This is a genomic window from Pleionea litopenaei (assembly GCF_031198435.1).
GTDB classification, from domain to species: domain Bacteria; phylum Pseudomonadota; class Gammaproteobacteria; order Enterobacterales; family Kangiellaceae; genus Pleionea; species Pleionea litopenaei.
This window is the reverse complement of the sequence record NZ_CP133548.1, coordinates 190,421-205,873: the sequence shown is the minus strand read 5'-3', so window position 1 is coordinate 205,873 and position 15,453 is coordinate 190,421. Positions and strand designations below refer to the sequence as shown.

The following is a 15,453-nucleotide window of genomic DNA, read 5'->3' as shown; positions in this document are numbered from 1 at the left end:
TGTGAATTGGTTGGCAGTATCAAAACCAAAAAGCACAATTAGGAACAGCACATTGGGGAATAAAGGACGCCTTTTTGTGGTGGGAACCGGCTTAATTACACCGAGCCACATCACGCAAGAAACCAAAAAGCGCATAGAAAGTGCCGATCAGGTCTATCATTTGGTACCTGATCCACTGGGCCTTACCTATTTAAAGTCTCTGAATGAAAACCTGACCTATCTTGGCGATAGCTATCAACTCACAGCGACGCGAACGCAAGCCTATCAACTCATGGTCGATCGAATACTCGAAGGATTAAACCAATACTCTACCGTGGTTGCGGTATTCTATGGCCACCCCGGAGTCTTTGTCAGCCCGAGTCATGAAGTCATAACCCAAGCGCGTCGTCGCGGCTATGATGCCCAAATGTTACCCGGCATTTCAGCAGAAGATTGCTTATTCGCCGACCTTGGTATTGATCCCGCCAGTGATGGCTGTCAATCCTATGAAGCGACCCACTTTTTAATTCATAAGATTCAAATCGATCTCTGTGCACCATTAATCTTGTGGCAACCAGGCGTGATTGGCGATATCGATAATGCAAAACTCACCGCTCAACCTGAGGCTCTCAAGCTTTTACAAAAAAAGTTAATAGATTGGTATGGCAGTGAACACCCTGTTATTAAATACGAAGCAGCAACACTTCCGCTGTATGACCCACTGATCGAATCAAAACCACTTTCAAAAATACATCAGTGGTCTCTCAGCCAGCGCAGTACTTTTTACATTGCAGCCCAGCAGTCGGCAATGCTCGATGATTCTGTAGTACAACAATTAGTTAATTTGAAACCATCAAAGGAGAACAGCGATGTCTGATAACTTAAAAAAATTCTTGGTAGAAGTCACTGAAAAGCCAGAGCTTAAAGACCAATACAAGAAAGATAAAAAACAGTTAATGGATAAATATAACCTGACGCCTGAAGAGCAAGATATGGTCGCCAATCAAGATCTTGACGCCATTAATAAAGCACTCAATAACGAATATGATTTAGCGCCTAACTCAATCATTCGTGTGTGCAAAAAAGAACAATAACCTAGAGTAATCTTATGAAGAAAATCGCAGTGATCTTATGGCTTGGTTTTTATGCATCCTTAGGTGCTGCGATACCTGTCACAGCAAAAACAACAACCTCCTCGAGTAAAGCGAGTGAGGTTGTGCTCGACCGTGACACAACTTTGTCTGAACTCAATGAACTGGCGTACGAACTGATAAAGCAAGGCCAATACGATCAAGCCTTTAAGTATTCCGAACAAGCTCGGCGCATTGCAGTGTATCAAAATGATAATCATCATTTAGCCAGAGCATTAACCAATCTAGGCTCCAGTTATTTCTACTTATCACAGCATGAAAATGCGTTACGACTGTATAACTCTGCTTACGATATTGCACGCTCTAACAACGATTTTCCGGGAATCAGTCGCGCATTAAATAATATCGGTGCCGTTTACGTAGCTCTCGAAAATTACACCGATGCGACCAATGTTTTCCAAAAATCATACGCAGCTGAAAAAGAAAGTCAGCTCGCAAAACTGCAAACACTGGTTAACCTAATGCATGCATCATCGTTGGGTCGAATTTATCCCGATTTTGTGAAATACACCGAGCAACTAGAGCAAGAAATTCCGAAAGTAAAAGACGCGTTCACGATTGCGTATTATTTTCAAAACCTTGGTGAAGTTGCCGTATTTAATGGCGACCTGCCCTTAGCTGAAACCTATTTTAAGAAAGCTTTAAAGATCTCTGAAGATGAAGGCTTTCAAACCCTTAGAATCGAAAACTTGCTCGACTTAGCGGAAGCAGCTTTGGTTCAAGGAGACACCATTAATGCGTTAAACCGAGTAGACGATATATTAGCGGTTACCAATAAAGATAATTTAAACAAAAGTCATTTTGCCAAAGCTTACGAAATTCTGTATCGCGTGTATAAAATGGAAAGCCAATTCGAGCAAGCGCTCGCAAGCCTAGAGTCTCACAATCGTTACGCAAATGATTTGCGAGAGCTCAAAGTTCGCCAGCTTGCTGAAATCGCGCGCATTGAACGACAAACACAAGAACAAATCGATAACCTATCGACCGCTGAAGGCCAGAACATCAAACTTCAACAACAACTGCAAGATTATAAAACCTGGTTTTGGTTATCGTTGCTGTTGACGCTCGTATTAGTGGCCGCATTAATTTCGTTGCTCGTCGCAAAAAAGAACACCTAGTCGACTGGTCGCTTACATAGAAAAAAGGCCGCTAAAGCGGCCATTTTTCTGTGAGTATTTAAAAAGTCTGACGCTTAGTTATCAAACTTTTCAAACACCAAGCAAGCGTTGGTCCCACCAAAACCAAACGAATTGCTTAACACTCGGTTAATGCTTGCGTCTTTTTTCTCTTGAACAATTGGCAAGCCTTCTGCGTCAGGATCCAGCTCGTTAATATTGGCAGAACCCGCAATAAAACTGTCTTTCATCATAATTAAACTGTAAATGGCTTCATGCACACCAGTGGCACCGAGGGAGTGCCCAGCTAACGATTTGGTCGATGAGATTTGTGGAACTTCATTTCCAAACACTTCTTTGATCGCTTTTAGCTCAGCGGTATCACCAACGGGCGTGCTGGTTCCGTGAGTGTTAATGTAGTCAATCGGTCCCTTGACCGTTGATAACGCTTGCTGCATACAACGAACGGCCCCTTCGCCTGATGGCGCGACCATATCGTAACCATCTGATGTTGCGCCGTAACCGACGAGCTCTGCGTATATTTTAGCGCCGCGAGCCTTGGCATGCTCTAGCTCTTCAAGAACAAGAATACCGCCGCCGGACGAAATAACAAACCCATCGCGAGTGGCGTCGTAGGGTCGAGACGCCGTTTCTGGTGTGTCATTGTACTTTGATGATAACGCGCCCATTGCATCAAACAGCAAGGTTAAACGCCAATCCTCTTCTTCGCCGCCCCCAGCAAAAACAATGTCTTGTTTACCCATCATAATTTGCTCGTAGGCATTACCAATACAATGCGCACTGGTCGCGCAAGCCGAAGAAATCGTGTAATTGATGCCTTTAATTTTAAACGGCGTCGCTAAACAAGCCGATGTCGTACTCGCCATGGTCTTAGGAACGGCATAGGGACCAACTCGTTTGACACCTTTTTCTTCACAAATCTGTACCGCTTCTACTTGAGTGCCTTGCGAGCCGCCACCAGAGCCAGTAATGAGTCCGGTGCGAACGTTAGAGACCAACTCATCAGATAGGCCGGCATCGTCAATCGCCTGTTGCATCGCTATGTAGGCATACCCCGAGGCATCCGCCATAAAGCGCACAACTTTACGGTCGATGTGATCTTTGATATCTAAATCGGGCCAGCCAGCTACTTGGCTACGAAGTCCCTTTTCTTTGTAAATTTCTTTAAAACGAATGCCCGACTTACCCGCTTTTAGCGATGTCGTGACTTCTTCAACATTGTTACCTAAACAGGAAACAACACCCATTCCTGTGATTACGACTCTTTTCATAATCTTTCCTAACCTAATTCACTCGCCGTTCGACTGACTATTTTCTGTCGAACGAATCGATCATTGTTAAATCAATCTGCTGTTTAATTCGTTAACATTCATTAACGGTTCAATTCGATTTTTTGCCAAGCTTTTCGCGAGACGCTTTTCAACTAAACGCTTTTAACTAAAACGTATCGGTGGAGTCAAACAAGCCTACTTTTAAATCTTGTGCAGTATAAATTTGCTTGCCATCAACCGCTACGGAGCCATCGGCAATAATCATTTTTAATTTACGCAAAATTAAGCGCTTCACATCAATGCGATAAGTTACTCGTTTCGCAGTGGGTAAAATTTGACCGAAAAATTTAATCTCGCCAGATCCTAACGCGCGACCTTTACCGGACTGACCAAGCCATGAAATAAAAAATCCAGTAAGCTGCCACATCGCATCAACGCCTAGACAACCGGGCATCACTGGATCACTTTCGAAGTGACATCCAAAGAACCATAAGTCAGGGTTAATATCAAACTCAGCATCGATGTAACCTTTACCGAAAGCGCCGCCTTCTGTAGAGATCGTCGTGATACGATCCATCATTAACATATTGGGCAAGGGCAAGCGAGAGATGGTGTTACCCGCAGGGCCAACTAATTCACCTTTGCCGCAAGCGATAAGCTCATCACGAGTATATTGACTGATTATTGACATTTCATACCTTAAAGTTAACAAACATTGGCTTTTGCCAAAATTGGGTGCGCGTATTATGCCTATCTGATCAACCTAAACTGGTATGACCTTGTGGCTGATCCAATGAATAATACAACCTCACCAAAAGACGCCACTGTACCACCTTTTTAACACGAAACTGATACCACCTGTTTGTAAAACAACACAGATCATCGAAGAAGGTCACAAGTTAGTGCACTTCTTATACTATTTGGTTGATTTTGCACCAATAACTATCAGCCAACGCTTACCTCAAAATAGCCAAATTCGGCCCACTCTCATTAACTCTGTGCGAAAACGATACCCTCTCAGCCCTTTAAATATCGCATGCTAAGCCAACTTTGGACTCGTCTTTTCGCAAAATAATTAAGGTTGGCACGCAAAATGGAATGGAAGCGATGGACCATGCGATATCGGTGCACACCAGACATCGATCAACATCACCAAGGAGCTCAAGTTATGCCAATAATAAAATCAACAAACCGCCGTACAACAACCTACCAAAGCTTATTAGTGAGCGCTTTATTGGTTGTTTGTAACCTATCAGTACCGCAAGTACAGGCAGACGTCAGCGCCAACGTCGGTTACGCGTCCGAATATTATTTCAGAGGAATATTACAAAAAGAGTCTTCTGCCAGCGCTGGCCTCGATTATTCAGCGGGCGACTTATCACTCGGAACCTGGGCAGCCGATGTCGGAGACGGCCTAGAAGTTGACCTGTATGGCAGCTACGGATTTACCTTCAGCGAAGACTTTTCAGCCAGTGTTGGTTTCACCGGGTATTATTACACAGGGGAATTTGACGACACCTATGAAGAAATCAATCTTGGTTTGGCTTACAAATTCATCGCCATTGATTACGCCGTCGGAGGCTGGGATGGTGGCGATGCAACGAGCGATGATTATGACTACCTAGCCATTACCTTGTCGCACGAAGGCTTCTATGGCAAATACGCTACCTTCGGAGATGAGTTTGATGGCGATTATTTTGAATTCGGCTACGGCACAACGGTGGGTGGTTTCGATACCAGCATTGCATTGATTATCAGTAGCGATGAGCTTAGCGATCAACTTGATAGCAATGGCAACCCTACAGAAAGCGAGGCCTTGGTGTTTTCTCTCGCCAAAAGTTTTGATTTATAAGTGCTTTGATTAATACGAGTTAGATTGTTTCGGCTTAGTATCACCGAATGTCGGACAATCGATCGACTGAAAACTCGAGAAATCTATTGAAAAATCAGGAATCCATTGCAAAGTCAGGAATCCATAGAAAGTACGGGAAGAAAATACACAAGAGCGTCAGAAAAAAAGAAACGCTTAAATGTATCAAGACTTAAAAAAAGGAGGCGCTTGCCTCCTTTTTTTATGCCTAAGTTTTCTTTACCTAAGCTTGTTTTAATCAAAGCTTGTTTCAACCAACATCATCGCTGCAATCATGCGAATCAAACCTAGCCTTCTTTTCTCCAACGAGTGCCCTCGCGAGAATCCTCTAACACGATACCTTCTTCTAACAGTAAGTCTCGAATTTCATCGCTGCGCGCAAAATTTCGATCACTGCGTGCTTGGTTGCGTTCCTCAATCAATTGTTCAATCCGAGCAACATCTAGAGCTTCTGATTGATTTGATGACTGTAAAAACGCATCGGGATCTTGTTGCAACAAGCCAAGTAAGTCGCCAAGACTGCGTAGCGTAAAGGCAAGATTGGCAACGTCAGCCGTGCCCTCTTTTCGAGCTCGGTTTAATTCGCGAGCGACATCAAACAATACAGCCATGGCTTCGGCGGTGTTTAAATCGTCATTCATGGCACTGACAAAGCGCTGTTCATAATCGCTCAACACTTTCCCATTAGTCGCTTCAAGCCCTCTCAAGGCTTGATAAAGACGCTCTAAACTTGCATCGGCGGCATCAAGGTTGTCACTGGAGTAATTAAGCTGACTTCGATAATGCGAGCTGACTAAGAAAAACCGCACCGATTCAGGGCGGTACTCTTTTAAAACATCTCGAATAGTAAAAAAGTTGCCCAAAGATTTAGACATTTTTTCTTTTTCAACTTGCACCATACCAGTATGAACCCAATAGTTCACAAACTGGCAACCGTTGGCCGCCTCAGATTGAGCGATTTCATTTTCATGATGAGGAAATTGCAAATCTGAACCTCCGCCGTGAATATCGAAGTGCTCACCCAGGCATTGCTTACTCATTGCCGAACACTCAATGTGCCAACCCGGACGCCCTTTACCCCACGGAGATTCCCAATGCGGCTCATCAGGTTTTGCTGACTTCCATAAAACGAAATCTAAAGGATCGCGCTTATCCGATGCGACCCCGACACGCTCTCCCGCGCGCAGATCCGCTAGGTTTTGCTTGCTGAGTTTTCCATAATCGGCGAAGGATGACACCGAAAAGTACACATCGCCTTGCTCGCCCTGATAGGCAGCACCACGCTCGATCAATTGAGTAATCATCGCAATGATGTCGCTCATAGACTGAGTCGCCGTTGGTTCAACGTCAGGTGGCAAAATGCCGAGTCGCGCAAAATCAGCATCCATTTCGGCTTTAAATTGCTCAGTAATCTGCTCGAAAGAAACGCCTTTGTCATTCGCTCGATGAATGATTTTGTCATCGATATCAGTAACGTTACGCACGTACTTAACGTTGTATCCCGAATAACGTAGAAAACGCGCTAAAACATCAAAAGCAACATAAGTTCTGCCGTGTCCTATATGGCAATAATCGTAAACAGTCACGCCGCACACGTACAAACCCACCTGCCCTTCTACGAGTGGTTTAAAGGTTTCTTTACTACGAGTTAAATTGTTATAAATTTGAAGCATGACGTTTTTCCTTAAGAATCAGCGGCTGATTATACTGGTTTGCGACGGTATTTCGAAGCCTCTACGTCATAATTTAAGTGACGTCATAATTTAAACGACTAAGGGCGGCCTGCTATGGCAAAAAGGCAATTTATGGCATAATGCGCGCCACTGTGCGTCCAGCTATTTGAAGACTAAGCTAATGCGGGTCAACGATTTTTGGTTATTCGAATCAACCATTCGAGACAACCAATTAAGATAACCATTAGATCAATGGCTGTGGCGCGAGACATTGAACTTAACGCAACTGAGGTTCCCTCTATGGTCACTATTCATACAAACTTAGGCAGCATTACACTGGAGCTGTTTGCCGATAAAGCACCAAAAACGGTTGCCAACTTTTTGCAATACGCAAAATCAGGCCATTATGACAACACCATTTTTCACCGCGTGATTGATGGCTTTATGATTCAAGGCGGCGGATTCGAGCCAGGAATGACTCAAAAACCCACCAATGATGTTATCGAGAATGAGGCCAACAACGGTCTGTCGAATGAGACTGGAACCATTGCCATGGCGCGTACGATGGATCCTCACTCAGCTTCTAGCCAATTCTTCATCAATGTTAAAGACAACACCTTTCTCGACTTTAAAAGTGAGACACCTCAAGGCTGGGGCTACTGTGTTTTTGGTAAAGTGACCTCTGGCATGGAAGTGGTTAATCAAATCAAAGGCGTTGCGGTCGGAAATATGGGCGGCCATGGGGATGTTCCTAAAGAGGACGTCGTCATTACCTCTGTTGACGTTGCCTAGTTGCATTCCTTTAAGGCTACTCACTGATGATACAACACGTTATCGCTGATCTACATTTGTCAGAAGAACAGCCACACCTAGTGCGGCTGTTTGACCACTACCTCGAAAACTTCGCTACAAAAGCTGACACGCTTTTCATTCTCGGTGATTTATTTGAGGTTTGGATTGGCGATGACTACCAACCGGAATGGCTCAATAACATCACCCAGCGATTGCGACAGCTCAGTCAACACTGTGCGATTTATTTTTGTCATGGCAACCGCGACTTTTTGCTGGGAGAAAACTACGCAGAACGCGCAGGAATGACGTTGCTGTCTGAGTACGAAACGACACAACTTTTAGGATGCAAAACCCTTCTCTGCCATGGCGATACTCTGTGCACTGATGATGTTGCTTATCAGGAATTTCGCCAGCAAGTTCGCACTCAACAATGGCAGTCTCAGTTCTTGGCACTGCCCATTGAGCAACGACTTGCCATCGTCAATGATTATCGAGCTCAAAGTAAACAAGCCACCGCTGAAAAAAATGACGCGATCATGGACGTCAACCTAAATACGGTGGCACACACGGTTAAAGAATATGACGCGACTCTGCTGATCCATGGACACACTCACCGTCCGGCGATTCACCAAGAAAGCTTTGGTCCTCGCTTGGTGGTCAGTGATTGGCGTGAACACGGACACTTTCTAGAATTATCAGAAAATAGTGCGACCAGCTGTTACTTCGAATTTAACTCCTGCAATCGAGAGCAGTGGCTTTAAACGTTATGTTTTCTCGGCCAACTCTGTTCAAGCCGCTTGTTTTGGGATACCGCTGTGGAAACGAAACACTTCATCGGGTTCTGAAATAAGCTTCGCCTCAAGTTCACCAAAATACTGAATACGATCATCAATGGGTTGCGGCGCATATTCACGAGCTAATTCAAGATAATCTAAGAAATGGCGGCTTTCTGACTTTAATAAAAACCGATAGTATTTAGCCAACTCTGGATCATGAGGTTCTATCACCGGTGCAAGTGCTGCAAATCGCTCACAAGAACGCGCTTCTATGTAAGCACCAATAATTAACACATCGGGTAACGTGGCCTCGTTACCTAACTTTACCGGCGCTCTCATCTCCGCTGCATAGCGCGACGCCGAGAGATGCTGATACTTTACGCCACGCTCATTCATCAGATCGAATACTTGCTCAAAATGACGAAGCTCCTCTCTGGCAAGTCGAGACAGCTTGTGTAACAACGCACTGCGTTCTGGAAATTTAAACATTAAGCTGAGTGCCGTCGAGGCCGCCTTTTTCTCACACCTTGCATGGTCAATTAACAGAATATCAAGATTCTCCAAAGCGGCATCTAGCCAAGCTTTAGGCGTCGGGCAATGTAGGAATTGGTGTACAGCTGAAATATCCATCGATAATCTTCGCAATAAGTCTTCGCAATTAGTCGTCGCGCAATAAGTTGTCGCAATGCGTGTTCACAGAGAAAGCCAGAATTATACCAATAATCGAGTCACCGGAATAGGTCTTACAGTCGATAGAAATAACCGTGTGCCGGCTATCGATAGGCATTCACCAGACGCTTAAATCGCTCTAACTTCTCGCGAGATGGTGCTTTGTCAATGTAGCGAATGTCCATATAAAGCTGATGAATTTCTCTTAAATCGGATGCTTTTGAAGCAGCCTTTGGATCCGATGGATTGATCGGCTCATCGATCGCCAAAGAGGCTCGATGAATAAAACTACTTGGGCCTTCAGACGGCCGTTTGGTAAGCCCTTTCTTCGTAAGCTTCTTAAGTAGTCGTTGGTAAATTAGAGCCGCTTCGTCGAGTTTTTCGTGTTGCGAGATAAGTCGGCGTGATAAAAACCAAAACAATAGAGCCACAACTAAAATAACCGACAAGTAAAGATATTGCTTTGGCACTTTTTCAAGATTCAATCGTTTAAATAAAGAGAACTGAGAGTCTGAGTTAAAATCGATGACCCAATCATTCCAAAAGCTACTCAGGTTATCAGACCATTGCGAAAAATAATCTAGCCAGTCCAGATCTAAAAGAACCGCATCTGGAATACTATCGAATAGAAATCCGCGTTGGCTCATTTCCGATAAGAGTGACTCATCTATTCTAGATGGCGCAACCGCTGAAGTTGGATCTAAACGAGTCCACCCGGTTGACTCTTGCCAATATTCAACCCATGCATGAGCGTCACGCTGGCGGACTAAATAATACTCACCGATATTATTATACTCTCCCCCCTGATACCCAGTGACAATGCGTGCTGGAATATTTGCCGAACGCAATATAAAGGCAACACTGCTTGAATAATGTTCACAGAATCCTTTGCGATGGTTAAACCAAAAATCATCCACCATATTACTCTGCATAATTGGCGGGGTCAGGGTGTAGTAAAACGGTTGTTGATTAATAAAGGTTAAAAGAAACTCAACAAACGCTTGATCACTCGTGAATCGAGCTCGTTGTTCGATGGCCCACGACCGAGCTCTCTCGTTACTATCGTCAGGTAAAAATAAATTAATTTCACGCGCAATTGGCGTTAACTCAGGTTCAAGATTCAAATTCAAAATACTGAGACCTTCGTAACGTACGCGTTGTCTGATTTTTTTCGGAGAAATAATAACGCCGGCAGAAGACGCATTGAACTGATCATTGTAGCCAACCGGAACATCTAAGCCAAACATCCACGCTTGCTGAGTTGCATCAAGTGTGACGGTGTATCGAACGATATCAGCACCCTGGATGTCAAATTGTTTAGGAATAGTCTCTCGTCGGTCATCTTGTCGCCAAGTTAAACCATCAAAATTTTCAAAAACTAAGCCGCGCCAATATAATTGCCGATCAGCGAGTTGAATGTCAGTGTCAACCTTTACACGAAAAGCCGGATCATCCAGTAAATTTAAATCGGTGATATCGCCGGGCGTCATTGAGTCAGAGATCCCCGAACCCGCAGCGAGCTTGCCAGGCATTTTCCATAGGGGCTCAGATAACCGCGGAAAAAAGACAAAGAGCACAACAATGATTGGCAACGAATAAATGAGTAACTTAGCGCTTTGTGACCATTCAATCTTATCGGATTGATGGGTGTTGCCTTTCATTAAGGTATACACCAACCGTCCGAACACTAAAAACACATACACCACCAGTAAAAACGATTGACTGAATAAAAAGGTCATTGATGCGATGAAGAAGCCAAGTGTTACCACTAAATTAAAATCGCGATACTTCCATGACTCCAAAATCTTCAAGCTATACATTGCGACAATCAATGCCACACCGGCGTCCTTGCCACGAAATGTTTTAAATTGCAAAAACACGAACACTGAGAAACCAATGCATAAACCGATGACTAGATATCGATTGACTTGGCTAGGTCGATTTGCCTGAAGGCGAAACAACACCCATAGAGGCGCTAAAAATAAGAAAATAGCGATTTGCGGAGGCATCAATATTGCGAATGGTAAAAGAACCAATAACTGTGTTATCACCAGTTGCTTGCGCGCACCGGGTGCTAAGACTCGAATATTTTGAGGTAGATAACGCATGGCTAATTAACTGTTGGTTCCGTATTGGGCAAGCGCTAATAGGCAAGCATCTTGATGCTCCACGCCAGAGTTCACGGGAATCGTTCGTCCAGGCAATATTAATCCAAACTGTCGCCCTTGACGCGCCGCCTCTAAGACTAAGTAACATAAATAGGACAAACGCTTTTCTGTTGAAGACTCTTCAAAAGCATCAAAATTAAAACTATCGGGATCACTCACATAATCAACAAAGTGCTTCGTTTGTAGGCCTTTTTCTTGTGCGTAACTTTTCCAGTGTATTCGCGACATAGACTCTCCAGATTGATAGGCTTTAAGACCATAAAAATCCTCAATGCCATCTTTATATTGATCCGTATAATCTGAATCACCACTCGCCTTTGCCAGATGAATGTCTTCGGGTTTTAGTGGTTGTGGATAAACAACTACTTGCGCATCAAAAAACAACCATGACCATGCTTGGAAAAAGCCGAAGGGGTACTGTGTTGATACTCGGATGGGAGGAATTGAATAGATGCCTCTTGTTGCAAACGATAAAGAGAGATCACTGTGCTGCTCGGCTTTGGGCAAAATATCTAACGATTGAATATCTTCTCGTTTAAAATTCAAATTTACAGCAAAATGCGTTTTATTACTCGCCGCTGAAATTCGACATCGAGCTATCTCTCCAGCAAATATTGGATTAATCGGATGTATGGAAAAACGTGTCGAAACAAGGTTATTGAAGGTTAGCAATATCCCCAAAACCCCCAATGTCATACAGGCAAACGTTGTAATAAAAATCAAATTATTTTGATAGTTCGTTGCACCAACACCCATCAAAAAAGTCACTAACGCCATCAATAAACCAAAGCGCGTTGGTAAAATATAAATATTCTTTTGGGTAAGACGAATTTCACGCAAGACCGGTGAACGACGTTTCTGCCACTGTAAAATGACATCTGACCAACGGTTCAACAGTTGAGAATAAACGGATGGCATTTATAAAGGCACCGCTACTTTCTGAATGATCATATTCGCTAGGTCTTGACCGCTGATCGTACTTTGTTCAGATGCCGCCAACCGATGCCCTACCACAAAAGGAAAAACCGCTTGCACATCTTCTGGGATCACATAGCGTCGCTCTTTAATTAACGCAAACGCTTTGGCGGCTTGAATTAGAGCGAGACCTGCTCGCGGTGATAAGCCATGTAAAAGTTCCGACGACTGTCGCGTCTCAAGAACTAATTTTAAAACATAATCTACGAGATTATCGGACGCTTGAACTTCCGACACTTGTTCTTGCAAAGAGGTCAGTTCTTCAGCGGTAATTTGCGCTTGAGCCATGGTTGCTGACGCGCGACGATCACCATTGAGTAACAAATCTTTTTCAATGTCTGGATGAGGATAACCTAATGACAATCTAATTAAAAAACGATCGAGTTGCGATTCAGGCAAAGGATAGGTTCCTAATTGGTGCGAAGGATTCTGTGTTGCAATAACAAAGAAAGGATCGGGCAGCGCTCGCGTTTCACCTTCAATGGTGACTTGTTGCTCTTCCATCGCCTCTAGCAAAGCACTTTGGGTTTTCGGCGTCGCTCTATTAATTTCATCGGCTAAAACAACCTGCGAGAAAATCGGCCCACTATGGAATACAAAAGACTGACTGTTTCGATCGTAAATCGATGTTCCGGTTATATCGGCCGGCAGCAAGTCGGAAGTAAACTGTACTCGTTGAAATTCCAAACCGAACACTCGAGACAATGCATGAGCAAGCGTTGTTTTGCCCATTCCCGGTAAATCTTCAATTAATAAATGTCCCTTGGCCAGCAAACAGACAATCGCCATTTCAACCTGAGGCTCTTTACCTAACAAGATACTATTAAGGGTTTTCTTAACTCGATCGATCACATTCGTCATAAATATTCCGAAGGGCTATTGGTAAAACAACAAAAGATAAGTATAGCGGATGATTTGAAGCTTAATAAGACCCCTTTCGCAAAGCGGTTCAATAAATACTGTTTGAGAGCAAACCTTGAGTTGAGACTGTCTAAACGGTACTGTCTAAGAAAAAGGAGTGTCGAAATGGGAATGTTGAAATGTTGGTGTCAAAAAAGTACCGAGTAATAACGGTCGCATAACAAAAAGATGAAGTGACCCCTACTTAGATCACGCTAGATTTGGTTAACATATCAACAAGCAGTAAAGATCACGAACATTTTGTCGACCCCTCGGTAGCTCAATGGTCGCATTGATGGATCGCAACGCTGAATAGCTATCATAGTCGCTCAAAGCCTTTTCGGGGTCATTCATTTGCATCCAAGACGCTTGGCTCACAATCGCGCCAGCCGCCGTCGTATTACCATCGGCACCATCTGTCGCAATAGAAGCAAATAGACCTTTCTTTCCCGATTCAAATAACTTACGTGCCATTATCAATGCCAAGTGACTGTTACGCCCGCCTTTCCCAGAGTTTGACGGTACGGCCAATTCGACTTCACCGTGAAAGACCATTGCACGGTTGCCTGATGCCAAGGCTTGGTCCATGCGTTGTAGAAATTGCTCTAAGGGCTCATTGATCTCACCACTATGGAAACACAATTGAGGATAGTTAACTTTCAAAGTCTCCAAAACAGCTTGGGACATTTTTTGACTATTTCCTACTAAAATAGATTGAGGCTGTTCGAGCGATTGCTGCTTATTCGTATCACTTATTTCCTTCGAACGCCCAAGCAACTGGGTCACCTTGTTCGAGAAGTCGCCACTCTGCGATAAGTCGCTTAAAAACCTTTCTATCGAACGACTCTCTTCTTGAATTTTAGACGGAAACAATAATCCCGAACCGACAGTACTTGGATCGTCCCTAGGAACATCAGAAAGCGTAAACTGCTTTATTCTAATCTTTTTATCTGCGGTCGGTAATGCGTTATAAATCCAATGCAATAACCCTCCCCCTTTAACCTTTGATAACTTTTTTCTTAAGAAGTTAATGGTCTCAATGGGCATGCCACTTAACACTAGCTTTTGATTTAGCTGATTTAACTCTTGCAGTGACACTCCCTCAATGGGCTGTTCTATCAGTGCCGATGTTCCTCCGGATATCAGAAAATAAAGAGGATGCCCTAAATAGTTCTTGATAAAGGACTTTACTTGATGGCTAGCTTGAATTGACTGAGAACTGGGATACGGATGTGTCGAGTAGACCACCTGAAATTTATCGACGGGCAGCTCCAGCTTTGTCTGCTCAGCATACGCCTGAGGAACCACTGATATAGCCGCTGCAAAATCAGTATCTGAAAAAGCGTTGAGCATCGCATTAGCGGCTTTTCCTATTGCAATAATGGCAGGTAAGTTTGTTTGCGGCCGAGGAGCGATTTTGTTGCGCTTTTGATCATCCTTGCCTTTTTGATCATCGTTGCGTTTTTGATCGTCGTTGCGAGTGCCGATTGTAGAAGATAACGCATTAACGTCTCGATTCTCATGGCTCGATTGAAGAGCATTTGAGCCATTATTTAAAATACATTGATTAAAAACACATTGACGCGTCCACTCTGTCGCAGTGTTCGCCGCGAGGGTCCTTGAAATGATTCGTCGTAAACGTTGCTCAGGCGTCAAAGAGGTCCTAACCATTGAGTATTAAAAACAATAGACGCAATCGTAACCAGAACGCCAAAAATGATCCAGTTAAAGGTAGAAAAGAACAGCGTCAACAAATAATACTTTTTATCGATGCGGGCCAACTGGCTTCCTACAAACATTAATAGAAACGTTAATACTAACGTCAGTGATAATAAACTCCACCAAAAAGCAGGCTTATTAAACCAAGTAATCAGCAAATAAGTGAGCGCACTCACGTGAATTACCGAAACACTCCAGAAAGCTACTCTTTTCCTTGGGTGAGATCGTACCATTTCACACCTCTTAAACTATTCTCACATAGCGCAGTAATTAACTCTGGCCATGTTTCTTTATTCCCTAAATCGCTTATCACCATTCTCGAACAAGTTTGTTATCGCAAAACGAATAGGTTCTAAAGAAGCTATTAAACTGAA

General features: G+C 43.7%; 15 protein-coding genes. 6 read left to right on the top strand and 9 right to left on the bottom strand.

All coding sequences use genetic code 11. From position 1 onward, the window contains the following. Positions 1 to 52 precede the first annotated feature (52 nt). From Q9312_RS00810 to Q9312_RS00800, 3 genes are read left to right on the top strand one after another with little or no spacing between them, the layout of a single operon-like run. Entirely contained in the window at positions 53 to 856 is an 804-nt protein-coding gene (locus tag Q9312_RS00810; protein ID WP_309202628.1) for an SAM-dependent methyltransferase, read from the top strand. After that, the gene (locus Q9312_RS00805; protein WP_309202627.1) at positions 849 to 1,073 is read left to right on the top strand and encodes a hypothetical protein; all 225 of its coding nucleotides are present in this window, start codon (positions 849 to 851) and stop codon (positions 1,071 to 1,073) included. The genes Q9312_RS00810 and Q9312_RS00805 overlap by 8 nt, the downstream gene beginning before the upstream one ends. 14 nt (positions 1,074 to 1,087) lie before the next feature. After that, complete coding sequence (locus Q9312_RS00800) at positions 1,088 to 2,248, top strand: tetratricopeptide repeat protein (protein WP_309202626.1); 1,161 nt, start codon at positions 1,088 to 1,090, stop codon at positions 2,246 to 2,248. 74 nt (positions 2,249 to 2,322) lie between these two features. On the opposite strand, the gene fabB is transcribed toward Q9312_RS00800, so the two are convergent. Next, positions 2,323 to 3,537 (bottom strand): beta-ketoacyl-ACP synthase I, encoded by a 1,215-nt coding sequence (fabB, locus tag Q9312_RS00795; RefSeq protein ID WP_309202625.1) that lies wholly within the window; start codon positions 3,535 to 3,537, stop codon positions 2,323 to 2,325. 166 nt (positions 3,538 to 3,703) lie between these two features. Beyond that, entirely contained in the window at positions 3,704 to 4,228 is a 525-nt protein-coding gene (gene fabA, locus Q9312_RS00790) for a bifunctional 3-hydroxydecanoyl-ACP dehydratase/trans-2-decenoyl-ACP isomerase (protein ID WP_309202624.1), read from the bottom strand. A gap of 477 nt (positions 4,229 to 4,705) precedes the next feature. Between fabA and Q9312_RS00785 the strand changes: the two genes are divergently transcribed. Then, the gene (locus Q9312_RS00785) at positions 4,706 to 5,389 is read left to right on the top strand and encodes a TorF family putative porin (RefSeq protein ID WP_309202623.1); all 684 of its coding nucleotides are present in this window, start codon (positions 4,706 to 4,708) and stop codon (positions 5,387 to 5,389) included. A 305-nt stretch (positions 5,390 to 5,694) separates the two neighbouring features. Here Q9312_RS00785 and cysS read toward each other — a convergent pair whose 3' ends face one another. Further along, the gene (cysS, locus tag Q9312_RS00780; RefSeq protein ID WP_309202622.1) at positions 5,695 to 7,080 is read right to left on the bottom strand and encodes a cysteine--tRNA ligase; all 1,386 of its coding nucleotides are present in this window, start codon (positions 7,078 to 7,080) and stop codon (positions 5,695 to 5,697) included. Between the two features lie 300 nt (positions 7,081 to 7,380). Here cysS and Q9312_RS00775 point away from each other — a divergent pair, with 300 nt between their 5' ends. Together Q9312_RS00775 and Q9312_RS00770 are read left to right on the top strand one after the other, a co-directional pair. Further along, positions 7,381 to 7,872 (top strand): peptidylprolyl isomerase, encoded by a 492-nt coding sequence (locus Q9312_RS00775; RefSeq protein WP_309204531.1) that lies wholly within the window; start codon positions 7,381 to 7,383, stop codon positions 7,870 to 7,872. 26 nt (positions 7,873 to 7,898) lie between these two features. After that, complete coding sequence (locus Q9312_RS00770) at positions 7,899 to 8,633, top strand: UDP-2,3-diacylglucosamine diphosphatase (protein ID WP_309202621.1); 735 nt, start codon at positions 7,899 to 7,901, stop codon at positions 8,631 to 8,633. Positions 8,634 to 8,660: 27 nt separating this feature from the next. On the opposite strand, the gene Q9312_RS00765 is transcribed toward Q9312_RS00770, so the two are convergent. The 6 genes from Q9312_RS00765 to Q9312_RS00740 all read right to left on the bottom strand — a co-directional run bounded on the left by Q9312_RS00765 (position 8,661) and on the right by Q9312_RS00740 (position 15,312). Beyond that, positions 8,661 to 9,278, bottom strand: a complete 618-nt coding sequence (locus Q9312_RS00765; RefSeq protein WP_309202620.1) for a MiaE family protein — start codon at positions 9,276 to 9,278, stop codon at positions 8,661 to 8,663. 143 nt (positions 9,279 to 9,421) lie between these two features. Then, positions 9,422 to 11,425 carry a transglutaminase TgpA family protein gene (locus Q9312_RS00760; protein ID WP_309202619.1) on the bottom strand — a complete coding sequence of 668 codons (2,004 nt, stop codon included), beginning with the start codon at positions 11,423 to 11,425 and terminating at the stop codon, positions 9,422 to 9,424. Positions 11,426 to 11,431: 6 nt separating this feature from the next. Continuing rightward, the gene (locus tag Q9312_RS00755) at positions 11,432 to 12,403 is read right to left on the bottom strand and encodes a DUF58 domain-containing protein (RefSeq protein ID WP_309202618.1); all 972 of its coding nucleotides are present in this window, start codon (positions 12,401 to 12,403) and stop codon (positions 11,432 to 11,434) included. Then, positions 12,404 to 13,321, bottom strand: a complete 918-nt coding sequence (locus Q9312_RS00750; RefSeq protein WP_309202617.1) for an AAA family ATPase — start codon at positions 13,319 to 13,321, stop codon at positions 12,404 to 12,406. Between the two features lie 264 nt (positions 13,322 to 13,585). Beyond that, entirely contained in the window at positions 13,586 to 15,016 is a 1,431-nt protein-coding gene (locus Q9312_RS00745; protein ID WP_309202616.1) for a DUF4147 domain-containing protein, read from the bottom strand. Continuing rightward, positions 15,013 to 15,312 (bottom strand): hypothetical protein, encoded by a 300-nt coding sequence (locus Q9312_RS00740; protein ID WP_309202615.1) that lies wholly within the window; start codon positions 15,310 to 15,312, stop codon positions 15,013 to 15,015. Before Q9312_RS00740 ends, Q9312_RS00745 begins: the two co-directional genes overlap by 4 nt. Positions 15,313 to 15,453: the final 141 nt, after the last annotated feature.

Excerpts from the sequence above, each read along its gene's own strand:
- Q9312_RS00800 (WP_309202626.1), top strand. The coding sequence starts at position 1,088 with ATGAAGAAAATCGCAGTGATCTTATGGCTTGGTTTTTATGCATCCTTA.
- fabA (WP_309202624.1), bottom strand. The coding sequence starts at position 4,228 with ATGTCAATAATCAGTCAATATACTCGTGATGAGCTTATCGCTTGCGGC.
- Q9312_RS00740 (WP_309202615.1), bottom strand. The coding sequence starts at position 15,312 with ATGGTACGATCTCACCCAAGGAAAAGAGTAGCTTTCTGGAGTGTTTCG.
- Q9312_RS00750 (WP_309202617.1), bottom strand. The coding sequence starts at position 13,321 with ATGACGAATGTGATCGATCGAGTTAAGAAAACCCTTAATAGTATCTTG.
- Q9312_RS00785 (WP_309202623.1), top strand. The coding sequence starts at position 4,706 with ATGCCAATAATAAAATCAACAAACCGCCGTACAACAACCTACCAAAGC.
- fabB (WP_309202625.1), bottom strand. The coding sequence starts at position 3,537 with ATGAAAAGAGTCGTAATCACAGGAATGGGTGTTGTTTCCTGTTTAGGT.
- Q9312_RS00770 (WP_309202621.1), top strand. The coding sequence starts at position 7,899 with ATGATACAACACGTTATCGCTGATCTACATTTGTCAGAAGAACAGCCA.
- Q9312_RS00760 (WP_309202619.1), bottom strand. The coding sequence starts at position 11,425 with ATGCGTTATCTACCTCAAAATATTCGAGTCTTAGCACCCGGTGCGCGC.
- Q9312_RS00805 (WP_309202627.1), top strand. The coding sequence starts at position 849 with ATGTCTGATAACTTAAAAAAATTCTTGGTAGAAGTCACTGAAAAGCCA.
- cysS (WP_309202622.1), bottom strand. The coding sequence starts at position 7,080 with ATGCTTCAAATTTATAACAATTTAACTCGTAGTAAAGAAACCTTTAAA.
- Q9312_RS00765 (WP_309202620.1), bottom strand. The coding sequence starts at position 9,278 with ATGGATATTTCAGCTGTACACCAATTCCTACATTGCCCGACGCCTAAA.
- Q9312_RS00755 (WP_309202618.1), bottom strand. The coding sequence starts at position 12,403 with ATGCCATCCGTTTATTCTCAACTGTTGAACCGTTGGTCAGATGTCATT.
- Q9312_RS00775 (WP_309204531.1), top strand. The coding sequence starts at position 7,381 with ATGGTCACTATTCATACAAACTTAGGCAGCATTACACTGGAGCTGTTT.